We start from the raw sequence: 19,458 nt of genomic DNA on the forward strand, positions 1-19,458 counted from the left end.
CCCGTTCGTGCTCTCGCGCGCTCGGCCGCGGGTCCCCGCGGCCGAGCGGGCCACGCGGGCCAAGCGCTTAGAAGGCGCTTGCTCTTTGTCTCCCGCGCGGGGCCCGTTCGTTCTTCCCGCCACGCGCGGGGCGCACGCTACGCCTTGTTCGGCGGGCTGACGGCCGACTGCGCGCGGATCGGCAGCCGCCCCACCGGGCGGCCCGTGGCGGCGCGGACCGCCGAGGCGACCGCCGCCGGGCAGGTGACGACCGGGACCGCGCTGACCGCCTTCGCACCGAACGGCGCGACCACGTCCCGCTCCTCCACCAGCTTCACGATGCGGATGTCGGGTACGTCGAGCGCGGTCGGCAGGGCGTAACCGGTGAGGTCGGGGTGGCGGACGATGCCCCGGGAGGTCCGCAGGTTCTCGGTGAGCGCGGCACCGATGCCCTGCGTCACGCCCGCCTCGATACGGGCCCGCAGCTGGCGCGGGTTGAGCGCCCGGCCGATGTCCTGCGCCACCGCCAGCTCGACCACCCGCACCGAGCCCAGCTCGATGTCGACGTCGACGACCGCCCGGATCGCACAGAACGCGAGGCCGACGAACGCGTCGCCCTGGCCCGTCTCGTCCAGCGGCTCCGTCGGATGCGGGCGGCACTGGGCCGTCGCCCACAGTTCCTTGCCCTCAAGCGCCTCGTCCACCGTGGTGCTCAGCACCCCGTCATACGAGGTGATCTTGCCGTCGGCGATGGTGAGCAGTTCCGTGGACATGCCGAACTTGTGGGCCAGCGGCTGCAGCAGCTGCGTACGGACCATCTTCGCCGCCCGCTCCACGGCGCCACCCGACACCCAGGTGTGCCTGCCCCGCGCGGCGGGCCCCGCCGGGGGCTGGTCGGTGTCGACCGGGGCGACGTGGACTTCCTCGACTCCCAGCGTCTCCTGCACGATCTGCCGGGCGAGCGTCGCGAAGCCCTGGCCGGTCTCGACAGCCGCGCAGATGACGGTGGCGACCGAGCCCTGCACCTTCACCGTCGCTGTGGACACCTCGTCGGCGCCCTCGGCACCGAGCATGTGCACCATGCCGATCCCGTAGCCGACGCCTCGCCGCACCGCGTCCGGGTCACCGGCGCCGTCCGGGCCACCCGGCAGCAGCCAGTCCTGGGCGTCCCCGTCCGCGTCGTCGCCGGGGAGCGCGGGCAGCGGCTCGTCCCGTACGGCGCGCAGCAGTTCGGCGACCGGCGCGGGGCAGGTGACGGTCTGCCCGGTGGGCAGGAGGTCCCCGGTGGCCATGACGTTGCGCAGCCGCAGCTCGGCCGGGTCGACGCCGAGCTTGGCGGCGAGCTTGTCCATCTGGCCCTCGTACGCGGCGCACACCTGCATGGCGCCCTCGCCTCTGACATGGCCGGAGGGCGGGTTGTTGGTGCGTACGGCCCAGCCCTCGATGAACGCGTGCGGCACGACATACGGGCCGCAGGCGAAGGAGACAGCGGCGGCGAGGGCGTCCGACGAGGAGTCGGCGTACGCCCCGGCGTCGAGCAGGATCTGCGCCTCGACCTTCAGCAAGGTGCCCTCGCTGTCCGCGTGGTGGCGGTAGCGGAGCAGCGTCGGGTGCCGGTGTGCGTGGCCGAGGAAGGACTCCTCGCGGGTCGCCGCGAGCTTGACGGGGCGGCCGGTGCGCAGGGCGAGGAGGCCGAGCGGCAGTTGCATGCCGGGGTCCTCGCGCTCACCCATGGCGCCTGGTACGCCGGTCACCACGACCTTCACCAGCTCGGGAGCGAGCCCGAAGCAGGCGGCGGCGAGGTCGCGGTCGGCGTGCGGGTCGGTGGAGGCGGTGTAGATCTCCACGCCGCCGTCGGGGCGCGGCACGGCGAGACCGGCCTCGGCGCCGATCGGCGCCGGGTCCTGACGCCCGATCCGGTACAGGCCCTCCACGATGACGTCGCCGACGACCTCGGGGTCGCCGAACCGCAGCGGGATGTGCCGGACCAGGTTGCCGTCCGGGTGCAGCGGCTCCGCGCCGAACGCCTGCTCCGGGTCGGTGACCGGCTCAAGCACCTCGTAGTCGACGGCGATGGCGGCGGCCGCCAGCCGGGCCGTGTCGGGGTGGTCGGCGGCGACGGCGGCGATCGGCTCACCGTGGTGCCGCACCAGCTCCTTGGCGAAGACGGGGCGGTCGGCGACTCGTCGCCCGTGCGCGGCGTCTCCCGGCACGTCCGCGTGCGTCAGCACCGCCTGGACGCCCGGCATCGCGGCCGCCGCTGAGGTGTCGATGGAGACGATGCGGGCGTGCGGGTGCGGGGAGCGCAGCACCGCGGCCCACAGCAGGCCCTCGGCCCACAGGTCGGCGGCGTACGGGAAGATGCCCTGCGCCTTGGCGGTGGCGTCGGTCGGCGGGACGGACACCCCGAGCCCGTGCGGCGGGGGCGGCCCCGGGGGTACGCCGCCGACGCCGGGAGGCGCGGTGACGGCGCTGGCGCCGTCCGCGGTTCCAGTCATGCCGATTGCCTTCCACTGCCGCCGTCGTCGTCGCTGTGGCCCTGGCCGCTGCCAGGCTGTCCATCACCGGGATGACCGGTGCCGTTGCCCATCGGACCGCCCGGCTGGCCCATGCCGCCGTGCGCGTGGCCCATGTCGTGCGGGCCCGTCTGGTGGGGGATGCGGGCCGGGTCCTGGCCGCCGCCATCGGCGCCGGAGTACGCGTCGTCCTCGGCCGCTGCCGCCGCTTCGCGGCCCGCCACGACCTCGCGCACCGCGTCGAGCACGCCCCGGTAGCCGGAGCAGCGGCACAGGTTGCCGCAGATCGCCTGCCGGGCCTGCTGCTCGGTGGGCGCGTGGTTGCCCTCCAGCAGGTCATGGACGGTCATCGCGAAGCCGGGCACACAGAATCCGCACTGCACGGCGCCGGAAGCCGCCAGCGCGCGCTGCACGTCGCACGGCTGTCCGTCCGTGGCCAGGCCCTCCACCGTGCGCACCTCGGACCCGGCGGCGGTGGCGGCCGGGACCAGGCAGGACGCCACGAGACGTCCGTCGACCTGTACGGAGCACGCCCCGCACTCGCCCTGTGAGCAGCCGTCCTTCGCCCCGGCGAGGCCGAGGCGCTCGCGCAGCACGTAGAGCAGCGACTCCCCGACCCACGCGCCCGTCACCGGGCGGTCGGTGCCGTTTACCCGCAGCACGTACGAGGCACGCGGGTGCTCGCTGTGCGCGGCGGCCCGCCGGTCCGCTTCGGCCGCCGCTTCGTCGGCTTCGGCTTCGTCGTCTCCCGCGGCGAATCCGTCGTGCCCGCCGCCGTGCTCGCCGGGTTCGCCGGGTTCGGCACCGGAGAGGTCGTCGGGACCGGCCGGACCGACCGCTTCGGAGCCGTCCGCCGGGGTGACCGACTCCGGTGGACCGGGTGGCTCGGATGACTGCGGGGGGCCGGACAGGTCGGCTGGCGCGCCGTCTGCGGCCTCGGCCTCCGGGAGGCTCAGGACAGCGACGGGGCCGTCTTCGGGGCCGTGGGAGCCGGGGACATGGGCGGCGGGGTCATGGGGGGCGGAGCCGGGGTCGTCGGCGGTGAGACCTTCGCCGGGGCCGCCGGAGTCCGTGGTACCGGCGCCCGTGCCCGCCAGGTCGGCGCCGAGGGTGGCGACGCCGTTGGCGTCCACACCGATGACGCCAGGACTGGCGACGTCAGCGCCTGCCGCGGACGGCCGGGCGTCCGGGCCGTCGGCGCCGTCACCAACGGGTCCTTCGGCGGCGGGCGTTCCGTGCGGCGGCGCCGTGCCACCCGTCGCGGGGCGGAGGTCCGCCCCGCCGGAGGCGTCGGCCGCCTCGTCCGACATGCCGGGAGCCAGGGCCGCGAACGCGTCGCTGGCAGGCAGCCCCCCACCGGCGGTGCCATCGGCTTCGCCCACGGCGGCGGAGTCCGCTGTTCCGGCAGCGGCACCCGTGCCGGTTCCGGGGTTCTCGATGATCAGCGCGCCGGAGTCCGCGCGCGCCAAGGTGGCGTACCGCCCCGTGCCCTCGCTCCCCGTGCCCTCAGGCGCGGGCGGAAGTCCTTCCCCGGCAGCGGGCGACGCGTCGCCGTAGGCACCGGCTTGCGGTTCCGCGCCACCGGCGGGGCCGGGGACGGAACCGGTGGCGCCATGGCCCGCGTTGTCCGCGCGCGCCGCGTCGGGGCTCGCTTCGCCGGGCAGCGCGTCCTCGTGTGTCCGCCCCGCCGGGTCACCGCTGTCCGGACGGCCGTCCTGAACCTGCGGCTGAACCCGCTGACCGGGCGCGCCCTCGACCGGACCCACGGGCATCCCCGTGGAAGGAGCCGGAGCCGACGCCGTGGCCGCGGACGCGGGCGGGTCGGTGGGCAGGCCGCCGTCGCGCTGCGCGTATCCGGACCCGGGTGCGCCCGGTGCGGGCTCCCGCGCGCCGGAGCCCGGAGCGCCGGGGGCGGTGAACTCGCCCGTGCCCTCGGACAGCTCGCCGTCACGCGCGGGCGAGGGCCACATGACGCGCGTCCCGCCCGGTGAGGCGTTCGCGCCACCGGCGGCGCCCGGGGCGTCGTCGGCAGCACTGTCCTGGTCCCCCTGCGAGTCGGTGTCCCGCCGCGCGCCGGGGTCGTGCTGACCGGGGCCGTGCTGGCTGTAGTCGTGCTGGCCGCCGGGCACGCGCTGGGTGAGGACGCGTCGGCCGGGGCCGCGCCGACCGCCGTCCTGCCGCTCCGGGGCCTCCGGCGTGAAGTCGTGCGACCCCGTGTCGTGTACGGCGGGGCGCGGCGTCACATCGCGTGCGGTGTCGGCCTGCGGCGGGATGGTGCCCGAGGTCCCGGGGAACGCCGCCTGCGGTACGACGCCGTGCGGGGGCGTGCCGTCCGGGGTGTGCCCGTCGCCCGGCGCGCCCGGCCACTGGTCGGCCGCCGCGGGGCCGCTCGGCGCGTCCGCCGGGTCGTCGTGTTCCTTGTCCTGGTCGGGCGCGGGGCGGTACGGGGCGACCAGCCGGTCGCCGAGCGCGTACGCCCCCGGTCCCTGGGTGCCCTGGTCCGGCGCGCCCGTAATGGCCCACTGTCCGGTGGTGACGTCCCCTGAGGGCGCCGTCGGCCACTGCGGCGCGCCCTGCGGGCGGTGCGGGTCGTGCGCGTGGTGCCCGGGGTCGCGGTGCGCCGTGTCCTGGTCGTGCGGCTGCCCCGGGTCGCCCTGTCCCAGGTCGCCCTGGGGCGGGTGCTGCTGCGGCGGGGTCTGCTGGTGCGCCTGCCGCTGGTCGTGCGGGTCCTGCGCCGCGGCCCCGTACGAGTGCTGCGCCGTGCCCGGCTGGCCGTGGCCGCCGAGGTGGCCGCGCGCCGGGTCGAAGGGACCGGGGCCCTGCCCGCCGGGCCCGGCCTGATACGGCGACAGACCGGCCGGATAGCCACCGAGCGAGTACTCGCCAGTCTCGTCCGCCGCGTCGTCGCCCGCCGTGGGCAGCGTCCACTGGCCCGTGCCGGTACCGCCCGAGGAGAACGGCATGGGCCACTGCGCCGTCGTCTGCGGGTCGTCCGGGTCGCCGGGGTGGTGCTGCTCGCCCGCGCCGTTCGCGGCGCGCGCGCCGTAGGGCATGCCGGGCCCGGCCTGGCCGTGGGCCTGCTGCCGCGCGCCCGGTCCGTACGCGGCGGGCGCCTGCCCGCCGAGGGGGAACTCGCCCGACTCGTCGAGTCCGTCGTCCCCGGCGACCGGGATCGCCCACTGGCCGGTCGTTCCCGCCCCGGTGCCCGCCGTGGGCACGGGCGTGCCCGTGCCCGGGTCCGCGCCGAACGGCAACGGCCACTGGCCGGTCGCCCCCGGGTCGGTGCTCGCCGCCGGTGTCATCGGCGGCCGTGCCTGGTCCTCGGTGTGCCGGCCGTACGGCTGCCGCTGGTCGTGCGACTGCTGCTGGTCGTGCGACTGCTGCTGGTCGTGCGACTGCTGCTGGTCGTGCGGAGAGCTGAGCTGCGGGGGCGGTGACTGCCACTGGTCGCCGGGCGGCGGAACGTACCCCGTACCGGGCGCGGCGAGCGGGTCCCAGCCGTGCGGCAGCGCCCCGTGGTCGGCGAGACCGGGCGGCAGTTCCACGAAGGCCGTGCCCTCGGCGTCGTACTCGGGACCGCTCGGGATCGGCTGCCAGCCGATGCCGTGGCCGGTTCCCGGGACGCCGGATACCGACTCGTCCTCGGGCCGCGGCTCGGACTCGTGGCCGGGCTGCGGCGCGGACCGTCGCGGTTGCTGTTCAGAGGTCATGCGAGCGCCCTCCCCAGTGCTCGGCGGGCCAGTGCCGCCACGGTACGCCGTAGGTGCAGCGCGGCGGGCGGCAAGGGGGCCGGTGGCTCGCCACCGGCCTCGGCACCCGGTTCTCCCGTCCCGGAGGCGGGGGCGGGGTCGGGGATGCAGGCGGCGGCGACGTACTCGCCGAAGGCCGCGCACGCCTCGGGGGCGAGTCCGCGCGCGCCGTCCCAGTCGATCAGCGAGGCGACCCACTGCTCGGCTTCCAGCGGCCGCAGCGGCATCGGCGCGACCGCGCCCACCGCGCAGCGCACGTTGCGCCGCGCCGGGTCGAGGACGACGGCGACGGACGCGGTGGCCCGGCCGGGTCCGGTGCGCCCGGTGGCCTTGAGGAAGGTCTGCGGGGCGTGCAGCAGCGGAACCCGTACAAAGCCGATCAACTCGCCCGGACGCAGCATCTCGACGCCGACGAGCAGATGACTGACCGGGATCTCGCGGCGGGAGCCCTCGGGGCCGATGATGACGAGGGTCGCCTCCAGGGCGGCGAGCACGGGCAGGGTGTCACCCGTGGGCGCGCTGGTGACGACGTTGCCGCCGAGCGTGCCCGCGTTGCGGATCTGCGGCGTTCCCGCCAGGCGTGACGCCGCGGCGAGCGCCGGAATGAGCGCGGCGAAGTCGGGCCGCCCCATGCGGGCGTGGGTGAGTCCCGCGCCGAGCAGGGCGTGCCCGTCCTGGTACTGCCAGCCCCTGATCTCGCTGATGCGGCCGAGCCCGACGAGCGCGGCGGGCCGCAGCAGGCCGGAGTTGACGGCCGCCATGAGATCGGTGCCGCCGGCGACTGGCACGGCAGCGGGCATGGCGGTCAACGCCGCCACGGCCTCGTCGAGCGAGCCCGGCAGCGTCACGGTCTGCGCCGCCTGCGGTGCGTGCGTGGTCAACCCAGCTGCCCCTTCCCCGGTGTCCCGGCTGTTCGCCGTACGGTACGTGGTGACAGCCCGGACGTGGCAACTCTGGCACACATCACAGGTCCGCCGCCGCGAGGGTCCACGAAGCGCGGTTCCGCCCAACACGTGCGGTTAGTCCGATTTCTGCGCTGTCTCCACTCCGCGCGGATTGTCGGTGGATTACCACTCTTCGGGGACCCTTGTGCGACTTATGCCTTGGTAGCGGAACCACCGTCCCAGGGGCGGACGGTGCGGGCGGTCACCTTGCGGGGGGACTCACACGATCGGGGGCGGCCCGTCGATCGGGCGTCCGAGATGGCCCGTCATGCCTGGCGGGGCGGGGCGGCATTGCCCGGCTGCGGCCGCCTGGGACCCGGGCGAGACCCGGGTGCGATCCAGTGAGCCCCCGGTGGAGTGCCGCCGGAGGGGAGAGTCGCCCCGCCCGCGGACCGCGACACGCCCGCGCGCCCGGGGTGGCGGACGGTGGTGCGGCGAGGACGGCGGGGGCCGCGAGAGCAGCGGGGCGAGCCGTCGGCCGCGTCGTACGCCCCGTGGACCCGGCGTCGGTCCACGGGGCGCACGCACCGGGCGTCGTCCGCCGCCGCCATGCCGTGCGGTGCCCGGCCCGCCCGCGCCCCTCGTAGGCGTCCGCGCGGCACGGGTCCTGACGCGGCGGCAGGGCCGTCGTCCCTCGGACGCCCCCTCCGCCGGACCCGCGCTCCGTTCAAGCGGGCGAACGAACGAGCGGGCGGGGCCGGAGGGCGGGGAGCGGGGAAGGTCCCGTCCACTCACGGTCCAGCCGACCAGCCAGTCGGCTAGCTAGCCGACTGGGTAGCTGATGGGGTAATCGACATAGCCCTTGGGTTCGCTGGTGTAGTACGTGGCGGGGTCGCCGGTCGCCAGCTCGTGGCTCAGCGCGAACCGGGTGACGAGGTCGGGGTTGGCGATGAAGTGCGTGGCGAACGCCACCGCGTCGGCGACGCCCGCCTCGATGATGGCGTTGCCGGACGCGCGGTCGAATCCGTTGTTCGCGATCAGCGGCCCGTCGAACCGCTGCCGATAGCGCGCGATCGCGGCGAAGTCGGGGGTGGCGCCCGGCCCGGCGAGGTCCGCACCGCGCAGGTGCAGATACGCCACGGGGCGGTGGTTCAGCTCCGTCACGAGCGCGTCGTAGTCCGCGAGCGTCGGCTCGTCGGGGATGAAGCGGTCGCCGGTGGTCCAGTAGGGCGACAGGCGTACGCCGACGTTCCGTCCGCCCCACGGGGCGGCGACCGCGTCGATGATCTCCAGCAGCAGGCGCCGCCGACCGGCCGGGCCCGCGCCGTAGGCGTCGGAGCGCTGGTTCAGCCGCCGGTTGAGGAACTGCGGGATCAGGAACTGGCCGACGGCCTGGATCTCGACGCCGTCGAATCCGGCGCGCCGGGCGTTCGCCGCGGCGGCACCGTAGTCGGCGACGGTGCGCCGGATGTCCGCGGTGGTCATCTCCCGGGGGGTGAGGGTGTCCTTGAACCCGCTCGCCGTGTACGCCCGTTCGTGCGGGTTGACCGGCGAGGGACCGGCGGGCAGCTCTCCCCCGAGGTAGTCGGGGTGCGACACGGCACCGACGTGCCAGAGTTGCAGCACGATGCGGCCGCCGAGCGCGTGCACGAGGTCGGTGACGCCCCGCCACCCGGCGACCTGCTCCTCGCTGTAGACACCGGGGACGTTGACGAAGCCCCTCGCCCGCTCGCTGACCCAGGTCCCCTCGGTGACGATCAGCCCGGCACTGGCGCGCTGACCGTAGTACGCGGCGTGCAGCTCCGTCGGCAGGAGTCCGTCGTTGGCCGCGCGGGCCCGGGTGAGCGACGCCATCACCACGCGGTTGGGCAGCTGGAAGTCTCCGAGATCCGCCCGCCGCAGCAGGGGCTGGGTGAGGGCGGTCGGCTGAGCCGTGGTCATCTGGCGTTCTCCTATTACTTGGGACGCGACGGGTATGTCAAGGAATTGACGGGGCCCAGTGAGGAAAGGTGACCGATGGATGAGCAGGGCGAGCTGGCCGAACGATTCGAGACACACCGGGGCCATTTGCGAGCGGTCGCCTATCGGATGCTCGGCTCTCGCGACGAAGCGGACGACGCCGTTCAGGAGGCCTGGCTGCGGCTCAGCCGCGCCGACACCACCGGCGTCGACAACTTGGCCGGATGGTTGCGTACGGTCGTGTCCCGCCTGTGCCTCGACATGCTGCGCTCACGTACGGCCCGCCGCGAGGAGTTCACCGGGCTGCGGCAAGTGCCCGGCCGGGGCGGGAGCCAGCGGGACAGGGGCGACAGAAGTGACACGGGAGACCCCGAGCAGGAGGCGTTGCTGATCGACTCGGTGGGCCGTGCCCTGCTCGTGGTGCTGGACACGCTGGTTCCCGACGAGCGGGTCGCCTTCGTGCTCCATGACATGTTCGCCGTGCCCTTCGGCCAGATCGCGCCCATCGTGGGGCGCTCACCTGTCACCACGAAGAAGCTCGCCAGCCGCGCGCGTCACAAGGTCCACGGCACGCCCGTGGTCACCCGTGCCGAACTGGCCCGGCACCGGCACGTGGTCGAAGCCTTCCTCGCCGCGTCGCGCGGCGGTGACCTCGGCACGCTGCTCGCCTTGCTGGCACCCGACGTCGTGCGCCGGGCCGACCCCGCGGCGCTTCCGGCGGGCGCGGCGACGGAGGTCCGCGGAGCGCGCGCCGTGGCGGCGGATGCCGTCGCCTTCAAGCGGAGGTCCCAGTTCGCGGAACCCGTCCTCGTCAACGGTGCCGTGGGCGTCGTCGTGGCCCCGCGCGGACGGCTGCTCATCGCCCTCACCGTCACGGTCGAGGGCGGGCGGATCGCCGGTTTCGACGTGATCGCCGACCCCGCGCGCCTCCAGCGGCTCGACCTGGCCGTCCTTGACCGCGCGGACCGCGTTGACCACGCGGACCGCGCAGACCGCGTTCCGGCACCGGCGGCTGCCTCCGGACCACCACTCGCGCGGCCCCGGTGAGGCGATGGCGCGGCAGCCTCCCCAAGCTCCCTACACAGTCGGGGGTGCCCCCTCGATCGGGCGTCCGAGGTGGCCCTCCATGCCAGGTGGGGCGGGGCGGCGTTGCCAGGGGTGCGGTCCGGCCGGTGGCCGGTAGCCGACGCCGACGGCGTCCAGTCGCGCGTAGTGCGCCGTCATACGGGCCTCGAATCCGGCCACATCGCGCTCCTCCGGGGCGGGCAGCCGGGACCAGGCGACCTCGGCGAAGGCGGCGAGCCGGGGGAAGACCTGGTAGTCCACGCGCTGCTGGTTCTCCATCACCTCGGTCCACACATTGGCCTGGGTGCCCACCACACGCGCCGCCTCGGCCGCGCTGAGCCGCGGCGGGACCGGCTCGAAGCGGTAGACGTCGGCGAGCGTGCGGACGTAGCCGATGGGCATCGGCTCGTCGTCGCCAGGGGCCTGCCGGTGGTCGAGGTAGACCTGCTGCTCGGGGCACATGATGACATCGTGGCCCGCGCGGGCCGCGGCGATGCCGCCCGCGTAGCCGCGCCAGGAGGACACCGTCGCGCCTTTGGACAGGCCGAATCCCGTCGTCTGCCCGCCGGTCGCCGCCTGCTGCTCGTCTCCGGCCTCCAGGATCTCGTCCCAGCCGACCAGGCGGCGGCCGCGTTCGCTGAGCCAGCGGTCGAAGTGCCGGATGAACCAGAGCTGCAGTCCGTCCTCGTCCGCCAGGCCCTCCGCCTCGATCCTGGCCCGCGCCGTTCCCGACGTCTTCCACTGGTCCTTGGGGCACTCGTCGCCGCCAACGTGGACGTACGGGGCGGGAAACAGCTCCAGTACCTCGGTGAGGACGTTCTCGTAGAAGCGGAGGGTGTTGTCAGTGGGGGCGAGTACGTTCGGACTGACGCCCCAATCAGTCCAGACGGAGAGTGAGGACGTGTCGATGACGTCGGTGTTGCCCAGTTCCGGATACGCGGCGATGGCCGCCTGTGAGTGCCCCGGCATCTCGATCTCGGGGATCACGGTGATATGCCGCTCGGCGGCGTAGGCGACGATCTCGCGGATGTCGTCCTGCGTGTAGTAGCCGCCGTGCGGTCGTTCGTCCCACAGCGGTGACGCGCGGTGCCCGTAGCGGGTGCGCTCCCGCCAGGCGCCCACCTCGGTCAGCTTCGGATAGCGCCTGATCTCCAGCCGCCAGCCCTGGTCGTCGGTCAGGTGCAGGTGCAGCACGTTGAGCTTGTGCGCGGCGAGCAGGTCGAGATAGCGCAGCACTCCGTCCTTGGGCATGAAGTGCCGTGCGACGTCGAGCATCACACCGCGCCAGGCGAAGCGGGGCGCGTCCTCGATGACGAGCGTCGGGACCTGCCAGTAGTGGGGTGCGGTGACCGGCGCGCGGCGGAAGGCGTCAGCGCCGAGCAGCTGCCGGAGGGTCTGCGCGCCCCAGAACACCCCGGCCGCGCTGCCGCCGTCGATGCTGATCGTGTGGCCGTCGACGACGAGGCGGTAGCCCTCGGGCCCGGACTCGCGTGCTGTCGCGGGGTCGACGCGCAGCACGATGCGGTGGCCACCGCCGGGACCATCGGCGATGTCGGCCCTATCGGTGCTATCGGCGCCGACGACGCTGACGGGCAGCGGCAGCCCGGTGGCGGCGCCGACAGCCGAGTGCAGCCAGCGGGCGACGCCCTCGGTGCCTGGCCACGCCTCGATGCTTGTCTTCCCGCCCAGGATGGTGGGTCCATCGGGCGACACCCGCGAGGCGGTACGCGGCGCCGGGATCAGGCCAACTCTTGCGTAGGCCGTACCCATATCCGTAGGCGTGCCCGTGCCCATATCCGTAGCCGTATCCGTACAGCCCTTCCCGCTGCCGTCGTCCGTCATACGGTCGTCTGTCATACGGTCGCCAGTCGTCCCGTCGCCAGTCGTCCCGTCGCCAGTCGTCGTCCCCTCTTTGGTCGGCCCGCCGTCAGCCATGTAGTCGTCTGTCACGCCGTCGCCCGTCATGCCGTCATCCGTCATGCCGTCAGTCCTTTACCGCTCCGCCGAGGCCCGAGACGAGCCGCCGCTGTACGAGTACGAAGAAGACCAGTACCGGGATCGTCATGATGGTGGAGGCCGCCATGATCCCGCCCCAGTCGTTGCCCTCATCCTTGAAGAACACCAGCAGCGCCATCGGCAGGGTGGAGTTCTCCGTCGCGCTGATGATGAAGGACTTGGCGAACAGGAAGTCGTTCCAGGTGGAGATGAACGAGAACACACTGGTGGCGATGAGTCCGGGCAGCACCAGCGGGAAGAGGATCTGCCACAGGAAGCGGGACCGGCTGGCGCCGTCGAGGTAGGCGGCCTCCTCCAGGGACTCCGGCACGGCCTTGACGAAGCCGCGCAGCATCCAGATCGCGAACGGCAGCGAGAACGCGATGTGCGGCAGGATCAGCGAGCCGAGCGTGTTGAGCCCGACGCCGGGCACGCTGTCGCCGAGGTCCCGCATCAGGAAGAACATCGGGATGGTCAGCGCCTCGACCGGCACCATCTGTGCGACGAGGAACATGATGAGCACCGTCGTCCGCAGCTTGAACCGGAAGCGCGTGACCGCCGTCGCCGCGAGGAAGGCGATCAGCGCGGAGGCGATCACGACCGTACCGGCGACGAGCAGGCTGTTGAGGAAGTAACGGCCGAAGTCCTGCTGGTCGAAGACGCGCCGGAAGGCGTCGAGCGAGGGGTTCATGGTCCATGGCCTGGGCTCGCCGGACTGCACCTCGCCCGCCGGTTTGAACGCGGACAGCACCATCCAGTACAGCGGGAAGGCGACGACGACGGCGACGAGCAGCGCGGTCGCCTCGGCGGCCAACCGCCACGGCCTGCGGACGCGCAGCCGGATGCCCCGGCGAGGCCGGGCGGAGGGCAGGCTCACAGCTCTTCTCCTTGTCTGCGCAGCAGCCGCAGGTAGATCAGGGTCACGGCGAGCAGGATCAGCAGCATGACGACGCCGATCGCCGAGCCGAGGCTGTACTGCGAGGAAGCGAACGCCTTCTGGTACGCGTACACGTTCAGGGTCAGGTTCTGCCCGGCGATGCCGCCGCCGTTGGTCATCACGTAGATCTGGGTGAAGACCTTGAAGTCCCAGATGACCGACTGGATGGTGACGACGATGAGGATCGGCCGGAGCATGGGCGCCATGACACTGCGCCAGGTCCGCCAGTTGGAGGCGCCGTCGAGCGAGGCCGCCTCCAGCACCTCGCCCGGTATGGCCTTGATGCCCGCGTAGACGGTCACCATCACCAGCGGGAACGAGCACCACACGACCTCGAACAGCACGAGGGCGAAGGCGCTGTAGCGGTCGTACGTCCAGGAGAAGTCCTCGAAGCCGGACAGCCCGCACCACACGAGCACCCTGTTGACGGGGCCGAAGTCGGGATCGAAGAGGAAGACCCAGACCGTCGAACCGGTGATGGCGGGGGTGGCCCAGGCGCCGAGCGCGGCGAGCATGAGCGCGAGCCTGGGCACCGCCCGCACCCGGGTGAGCAGCACGGCGAGCGCGCAGCCGACCGCGAGGGTGGCGATCACGCAGACGGCGGCGAAGACGAGAGTGGCGACCAGCACATCCCAGAACTGGCTGTCCCGGAACAGTTCGGCGTAGTTGCCGAACCCCTGGAAAGTGGTCGGTTCGCCGCCGCTGACCTGGGCCTGGGTGTACTCCAGGAAGGAGATCAGGCCGAGCTGGTAGATGGGGTAGACGAGGAGCCCGGCGAGGACGACGAGGGCGGGTGCCAGGTAGAGCCAGGGCGTCCAGCGGGAGCCGCCGCGCGCGCCGGGCCTGGCGGGGCGTGGCGCTCTGGTTCCGGTACCGCCCCCGCCCTCTTTGGTGACCACGGCGGGCGGGGCGGGGGTGGGGGCGGCACTGGCGGCCGGGGCGGGAACGGGGTCAGGAACGGGGGCGGGTGCTGGGGAGGGTGCGTCTCGCGGCATCGCTGACCTCACTCATCCCGCGTCGGCGAACGCGTCGTCCATCTTCTCGCGCGCGTCGCCCGCCGCCGACTTGACGTCCTTACGGCCGCTCACGACCTCCTGGAACATCGTCGGCAGCACCAGGGAGGCGTCGATGGACGCCCATCCGGGCGAGGCGGGCACGAACTTGGCCCCGGCGTCCAGGGTCTTCACGAACGGCGCCACGAACGGCTGCCGCTTCGCCACGGCCGCGCGCACGTCGGTGTAGGTGGGCAGGAATCCCATCGCGTCGAAGAGTTCACCCTGGGTCTTCTTCGCGGTGAGCGACCGCATCAGCGAGAGCCCGAGCGTCCGGTGCGAACTGCTCTTGAGCAGCCCGATGTTGTTGCCGCCCGCGAAGGCCGGGGCGATCTCGCCCGCCTTGACGCCGGGCAGCGGCACGACCGCGTACTTCCCCTTGACCTTGCCGTCCTCGATCGCCTGGTGGCTGAAGTCGCCGCCGATGGCCATGCCCGCCTTGCCGGAGGCGAACGCCTCGACGGTGTCGTTGCCGCCCATCTGCGCGCACTTCCTCGCGGGGCAGTTGTCGTCACCGAACAGCGAGGTGTACGCGGTGATCCCGGCGCGGGACCGCTCGCTGTCGATCGCCGAGCGGTACGTACCGTCCTTCTTCGTGGCGAGTTCGCCGCCGTTCGCCCAGAGGAACGGCATCGCCCCGTAGGTGTACGCGCCGCCGACGGCGAGCCCGTACAGATCCGGCCGCTCCGCGCGGATCTTCTTGGCGGCCCTGGCCAGTTCCGCCTGGGTCCTGGGCACCTTGAGCCCTAGATCCTTGAACACGTCCGTGCGGTAGTAGAGCGCCCGGACCCCGACGAACAGAGGCGCCCCGTAGACCTTCCCCTCGACCGTCACCGACTCCTTGGCCGTCGCGTCGACGTCCTTGGTCTGCGGCCAGCCTCCGAACTCCTCGCTGATGTCGGCGAGTCCGCCGTCCCGCACATACCCGGCGGTGTCCGTGTTGCCGTACTCGATCAGGTCCGGAGCGCTCTTGGGGTCGTTGAACGCCGCCTTGATCTTCTGTGCGCGGGTGTCGATCGGGATGTACGTGACGTCCACCTTGACGCCCTTGTTCCCCTTGCGGAAGTCGGCCACGGCCTCGTCGACGACCTTCTCCTTGGGTTCGTTGCTGACCTCCCGAAAGAGCCAGACGCGCAGCGTGCCGCCCCTTTCGTCCTTCGTCGCCTTGTTGTCGGAGGTGGACGGGGCGCAGGCGGTGGCGGTGAGTCCGGCGGCGACAAGGGCCGCCAGCGGGGCGGCGATTCGGGCGAAGGCCTTCATGACGGGTACCCCCACGGAATGGCGACGCACGGACGTTGCATGCTGTGCAACGCCCGTTTCGCTTTGCACAATACGCAGGAGGTTAAGGGCCGTTGTCCGGCCGTACAAGAGGTCTCGACCAGTTGATGGATGAGCGAGTTCCGCGAACGGGTGGACCGGCCATGCGCGCAGCACTCCGGAAAGCCGTCAGCCGCCTCACCGTGAGTCAGCTCGCCGTGAGGCGGCTCGGCGAGGAGCGGGCGGACGGACCGGGCGCGGGCGCGCGCCGTCGCCGACGAGGACGCTATGTCAGGGGAAGGCCAGGCCAGAGGAAAGCCAGGTCAGGGGCACGCTACGGCAGCGGGAACCGCTCGCCCGGGTAAGCCGGTTCGGGGAACGGCACGGTTTCCAGCCTGGCACCGGCGGCGTCCAGCCGGGTCACGACCAGATCCCAGTCCGGCCAGGCGTCACGCATGCGTTCCAGCAACCGGGGGCTGGCGACGAGCACCACATCACATCCCGGGTCGTCGGCCCATTCCATGAGCCGGTCCATGGACGCCTGGAGCACCGAGAACACGCTGCTGCCCACGGGCTGGTAGCCGCGCTCGGCCGCCAGCCGGCCGCACTGCTCCAGCTGTGCGTCCCAGTCCTTGTCGAACTGGCAGAAGGCGGCAGTCCCCTCGTCGGTCTCGTCGACCTCCCGGGCCCCGAACACCAGATACGCCGCCCGCTCCACACGCCCGCTCATGGCTGTGACCTTACTGCCGCTCCAGCTCGAACAACACCGCGCGCCCGGCCCCTATCCGTACGGGATATACGGGACAGGAGCCGGGCACGTGGGCTGTCTCCTGGCGCGGACCGGCGTCAGACCGACGCGGACCGGCTCGGACCGGGGAGACACGATGTGAGCGAAGCGAACGAGGCAGCAGACCGAACGCGGCAGACGACGAAAAGCTGTCAGAGCCAAGGAGTGAAGCGAGGTGCGGCGGGGTTACTTCTTGCCGCCGCCGTCCTTGCCCTTGTCGCCTCCGATGCCCATGCCTTCGAAGATCTCCTTGCACATCGGGCAGACCGGGTACTTCTTCGGGTCCCGGCCCGGGACCCAGACCTTGCCGCAAAGTGCCACAACGGGCGATCCGGAGAGCGCGCTCTCCATGATCTTGTCTTTCTGTACGTAATGGGCGAAGCGCTCGTGGTCGCCGTCACCATGCGACACCTGCGGTGTCGGCTCAACGAGGGTCCCCGTACCAGCGCCGCGCTCGGGCTCAACAGTGCTCATACAGCCCAAGGGTACTCACGCGCGCGAAGTGCGGTGGCCGCTACCGTCCACAACGCCGTGCGCGCCCGCCGTCGCGGCACACGGCTCTTTCCCGTCTTCCCCGCTCTCCGCATCCTCATGCACGGCCCGGCCCGCACCCGTGTCGGGGCCCGCGCCCGCCACGCCTGACCGCCGCCCGGCGGCCCGGGTGGTCACGCCGTGCAAGGCCAGGCCGAGGGCCGCGACCCCGGCCGCCGCCCAGGGCAGGGCGCGGCCCGGGAGCCCCGCCGACAGGGCGAGGCCGCCGAGGGCGGAGCCGACGGCGCTGCCGAGGTAGAGGGCCGAGTTGTTCAGCGCGAGCGCCACCGTGCCGCGCTCCGCGCTCAGCGCGAGCAGCCGGTGCTGCTGCGGCACCTGGAGCGCCCAGCCGCCCGCGCCCCACAGCACCAGCGCCAGGCCCAGCAGCAGCGGCACCGGGGCGAGCGTGGGCAGAAGCGCCTGCGCGAGGACGATCGCGGCCAGCACCAGGGCCACCAGCGCGCGCACCCGGCCCGTACGGTCCACCAGCGGGCCGATCAGCACGCTGCCGAGCACACCGCCGATGCCCCAGGCCCACAGGTACGGGGTCAGCTCGCCGACATCACCGGCGGACTCAAGCACCGGGGCCAGATACGTATAGAGCCCGAGGCTCGCGACGGCGGCCAGGAAGGAGACGCCCACCACCGGGGCCACCGCCCGGTCGGTGATCGCTCCCAGCCGGTCCCGTACCGGCACCGGAGGTTCGGCGGGCACCGGCGGAAGGAGCGCGGCGAGGCCGCAGAGCGCCACCGCGCCGAGGGCCGTGACCAGCCCCATTGTGGCCCGCCAGCCCGCGTGCTCGGCCAGCAGCACGCCCAGCGGGACGCCCAGGACCGTTCCCGTGCTCATACCGCCCATCACCAGGGCGAGCGCCCGGCCGCGCTGCTCGGGCGCCACCAGGGCGGAGGCGGCGGCGGTGGACAGCGCCGAGTACACCCCGGCCCCGGCCCCCGCGATCACCCGGGAGGCGAGCAGCAGCCCGAGGGAGGGCGCGAGCGCGGTGAGGCCGTTGCCGAGCGTGAAGACGGCGAGCGCGACCAGGATCATCACGCGCGGCCTGAGCCCCGTCAGGAGACCGGCGACCAGTGGCGCCGAGAGCGCGTAGGCGAGGGTGAAGACGGTGACCATCTGTCCGGCGAGCGACACGGTGGTGCCGATGTCGTCGGCGACGACGGGGAGCAGCCCCGCCATGACATACGCGTCGATGCCGAGGGTGAACGCGCCCAGGGCGAGGAGCAGGACTTTGCGCACGGTACGCCTCCTTGATCTGCCGCGTGAGTGGTACGCGGGCTGGAAGCGTAGGCAGTCTCCGGATCGGCGCGGAAATGCCTCAGGGGACCCATTTATGCTGGGGCGGCATGAGTGACCCGCAGCCGCCGAGCCGGCATCAGAACCACCACGAACCGGCCATTCCCGACGTCGCCGAGGCATCCGGACCGCCACTCGACGGGTCTGGCACGCGGCCCCTCGCGGCACCCGGCGCACCGCTCGACGGGCTGGGGCTGCCCGGTGGGCCCGATGTGGAGCTCCGGCATCTGCGCGGTTTCATGGCCGTCGCCGATGAGCGCAGCTTCACGCACGCGGCGCACCGGCTCCGAGTCGGCCAGCCCGCGCTGACCCGCACCGTCCGGGCGCTGGAGGAGGCCGTGGGCGCGCAGCTGCTGGAGCGCAGCACGAGGCACGTCGCCCTCACGGAGGCGGGCCGCCGGCTCCACGGCGAGCTGGGCGTCCTGCTGCCCCGCCTGGCCGAAGCGCTCCGCGCGCCCTGCCAGCACGCCACACTGCGGCTCGGCTTCACCTCACTCCTGCCGGTGGCGTGCGCGGCTCTCAACTCCGCCTTCGAGTCGGCGACCGGGGCCCGGATACGGCTCGTACGCAGGGACACGCCACTGGCCGGGCTCGACACCGGGGACTGCGATGTGGCGGTGCTACGGGGCGACGCGCCCGAGGGCCCGGTCCGCAGCAGCCTGCTCGGCCACGAGGCGCGGGTGGCCGTGGTGGCGCGCAGCGCCGCCGGGGCCGCAGCCGCCGTCGCGCGGCGCCGCGTCATGGACTGGTCGGAGCTGGCGCGGCTGCCGCTGGTGGTCAACACCGTCACCGGCACGACCCGCCCCGAGCTGTGGCCGGAGGGCGCGCGCCCTCGGCTCGCGTGCACCAGCGGCAACTTCGACGAGTGGCTTGAGGCGGTGGCCGCCGGTCACGGCGTGGGGGTGGCACCGGAGCCGGTCGCCCAGCGGCACACGCATCCGGGCATCCGCTTCATACGCCTGAAGAACGCCCCACCGGTAGCCGTACACCTCACCGTCCCCACCCGCGGGGCGCACCCACTGGCCGCCCAGTATTTCGCGCTGGCGGCATCACATTGGCCGGGGCCGGGGCCGGGGCCGACAGCGGGATAGGGGCGGTTGTCGGTGGGTGGGGGTCCGCTGGAGCTTTCCCCTACCCGCCCCTTCCTGCATTTGTCCTCAATCGCCGGACGGGCTGGAGTCTCAGCCCCATCAGCCACTTGAGCACGAGCCCCCCAACCCAGCAGTGAGAGCCCGCCCAGCGACTACGAACACAGTCAGCCCGCCCGGCAAAGAAAGCCCGCCCGGCGATTGAGGGCGATCACAGCCCGTCCGGCGATTGAGGACACCCACCAACCCACCGGCACAGGAAAACCCACTTCGCCAAAGAAAAGCCCGTCCGGCGATTGAGGACACAGTCAGCCCGCCCCGGCAAAGAAAGCCCGCCCGGCGATTGAGGGC

The 19,458-nt window shown here is 73.1% G+C and carries 13 protein-coding genes; 2 read left to right on the plus strand and 11 right to left on the minus strand.

From position 1 onward, the window contains the following. Window positions 1–137: 137 nt before the first annotated feature. From AC5P1B_RS04105 to AC5P1B_RS04120, 4 genes are all read right to left on the minus strand, one after another. A complete protein-coding gene (locus tag AC5P1B_RS04105; RefSeq protein WP_493884775.1) occupies window positions 138–2,477 on the minus strand; it encodes a xanthine dehydrogenase family protein molybdopterin-binding subunit in 2,340 nt (779 codons plus the stop codon). Continuing rightward, window positions 2,474–6,205, minus strand: a complete 3,732-nt coding sequence (locus tag AC5P1B_RS04110) for a 2Fe-2S iron-sulfur cluster-binding protein (protein WP_493884776.1) — start codon at window positions 6,203–6,205, stop codon at window positions 2,474–2,476. Before AC5P1B_RS04110 ends, AC5P1B_RS04105 begins: the two co-directional genes overlap by 4 nt. Beyond that, on the minus strand, window positions 6,202–7,125 hold the full coding sequence (locus tag AC5P1B_RS04115) for an FAD binding domain-containing protein (protein ID WP_493884777.1): 924 nt from the start codon (window positions 7,123–7,125) through the stop codon (window positions 6,202–6,204). Before AC5P1B_RS04115 ends, AC5P1B_RS04110 begins: the two co-directional genes overlap by 4 nt. Window positions 7,126–7,950: 825 nt before the next feature. Further along, window positions 7,951–9,069: an alkene reductase gene (locus AC5P1B_RS04120; RefSeq protein ID WP_493884778.1), complete on the minus strand. Its 1,119-nt coding sequence runs from the start codon at window positions 9,067–9,069 to the stop codon at window positions 7,951–7,953. A gap of 75 nt (window positions 9,070–9,144) precedes the next feature. Between AC5P1B_RS04120 and AC5P1B_RS04125 the strand changes: the two genes are divergently transcribed. Then, window positions 9,145–10,134: a sigma-70 family RNA polymerase sigma factor gene (locus AC5P1B_RS04125; protein WP_493884779.1), complete on the plus strand. Its 990-nt coding sequence runs from the start codon at window positions 9,145–9,147 to the stop codon at window positions 10,132–10,134. 30 nt (window positions 10,135–10,164) lie between these two features. Here AC5P1B_RS04125 and AC5P1B_RS04130 read toward each other — a convergent pair whose 3' ends face one another. From AC5P1B_RS04130 to AC5P1B_RS04160, 7 genes are all read right to left on the minus strand, one after another. Beyond that, window positions 10,165–11,922: a beta-N-acetylhexosaminidase gene (locus AC5P1B_RS04130; protein WP_493884857.1), complete on the minus strand. Its 1,758-nt coding sequence runs from the start codon at window positions 11,920–11,922 to the stop codon at window positions 10,165–10,167. Between the two features lie 214 nt (window positions 11,923–12,136). Next, complete coding sequence (locus AC5P1B_RS04135) at window positions 12,137–13,024, minus strand: carbohydrate ABC transporter permease (RefSeq protein WP_493884780.1); 888 nt, start codon at window positions 13,022–13,024, stop codon at window positions 12,137–12,139. Then, the gene (locus AC5P1B_RS04140; RefSeq protein WP_493884781.1) at window positions 13,021–14,079 is read right to left on the minus strand and encodes a carbohydrate ABC transporter permease; all 1,059 of its coding nucleotides are present in this window, start codon (window positions 14,077–14,079) and stop codon (window positions 13,021–13,023) included. The genes AC5P1B_RS04135 and AC5P1B_RS04140 overlap by 4 nt, the downstream gene beginning before the upstream one ends. Window positions 14,080–14,091: 12 nt before the next feature. Next, window positions 14,092–15,396 carry an extracellular solute-binding protein gene (locus AC5P1B_RS04145; RefSeq protein WP_493884782.1) on the minus strand — a complete coding sequence of 435 codons (1,305 nt, stop codon included), beginning with the start codon at window positions 15,394–15,396 and terminating at the stop codon, window positions 14,092–14,094. Window positions 15,397–15,727: 331 nt separating this feature from the next. Continuing rightward, the gene (locus tag AC5P1B_RS04150; RefSeq protein WP_493884783.1) at window positions 15,728–16,123 is read right to left on the minus strand and encodes a recombinase family protein; all 396 of its coding nucleotides are present in this window, start codon (window positions 16,121–16,123) and stop codon (window positions 15,728–15,730) included. A 243-nt stretch (window positions 16,124–16,366) separates the two neighbouring features. Next, window positions 16,367–16,654 carry a DUF3039 domain-containing protein gene (locus tag AC5P1B_RS04155; protein WP_493884784.1) on the minus strand — a complete coding sequence of 96 codons (288 nt, stop codon included), beginning with the start codon at window positions 16,652–16,654 and terminating at the stop codon, window positions 16,367–16,369. Window positions 16,655–16,669: 15 nt separating this feature from the next. Continuing rightward, window positions 16,670–17,962: an MFS transporter gene (locus AC5P1B_RS04160; protein ID WP_493884785.1), complete on the minus strand. Its 1,293-nt coding sequence runs from the start codon at window positions 17,960–17,962 to the stop codon at window positions 16,670–16,672. A gap of 107 nt (window positions 17,963–18,069) precedes the next feature. Between AC5P1B_RS04160 and AC5P1B_RS04165 the strand changes: the two genes are divergently transcribed. After that, entirely contained in the window at window positions 18,070–19,110 is a 1,041-nt protein-coding gene (locus AC5P1B_RS04165) for a LysR family transcriptional regulator (RefSeq protein ID WP_493884786.1), read from the plus strand. Window positions 19,111–19,458 lie beyond the last annotated feature (348 nt).

The organism is Streptomyces sp. A01, from assembly GCF_059026195.1.

Bases quoted from the DNA above. Each gene is read 5' to 3' on its own strand.
- AC5P1B_RS04105 (WP_493884775.1), bottom strand. From the start codon at position 2,477: ATGACTGGAACCGCGGACGGCGCCAGCGCCGTCACCGCGCCTCCCGGC.
- AC5P1B_RS04110 (WP_493884776.1), bottom strand. From the start codon at position 6,205: ATGACCTCTGAACAGCAACCGCGACGGTCCGCGCCGCAGCCCGGCCAC.
- AC5P1B_RS04120 (WP_493884778.1), bottom strand. From the start codon at position 9,069: ATGACCACGGCTCAGCCGACCGCCCTCACCCAGCCCCTGCTGCGGCGG.
- AC5P1B_RS04125 (WP_493884779.1), top strand. From the start codon at position 9,145: ATGGATGAGCAGGGCGAGCTGGCCGAACGATTCGAGACACACCGGGGC.
- AC5P1B_RS04130 (WP_493884857.1), bottom strand. From the start codon at position 11,922: ATGGGTACGGCCTACGCAAGAGTTGGCCTGATCCCGGCGCCGCGTACC.
- AC5P1B_RS04140 (WP_493884781.1), bottom strand. From the start codon at position 14,079: ATGCCGCGAGACGCACCCTCCCCAGCACCCGCCCCCGTTCCTGACCCC.
- AC5P1B_RS04145 (WP_493884782.1), bottom strand. From the start codon at position 15,396: ATGAAGGCCTTCGCCCGAATCGCCGCCCCGCTGGCGGCCCTTGTCGCC.
- AC5P1B_RS04150 (WP_493884783.1), bottom strand. From the start codon at position 16,123: ATGAGCGGGCGTGTGGAGCGGGCGGCGTATCTGGTGTTCGGGGCCCGG.
- AC5P1B_RS04155 (WP_493884784.1), bottom strand. From the start codon at position 16,654: ATGAGCACTGTTGAGCCCGAGCGCGGCGCTGGTACGGGGACCCTCGTT.
- AC5P1B_RS04165 (WP_493884786.1), top strand. From the start codon at position 18,070: ATGAGTGACCCGCAGCCGCCGAGCCGGCATCAGAACCACCACGAACCG.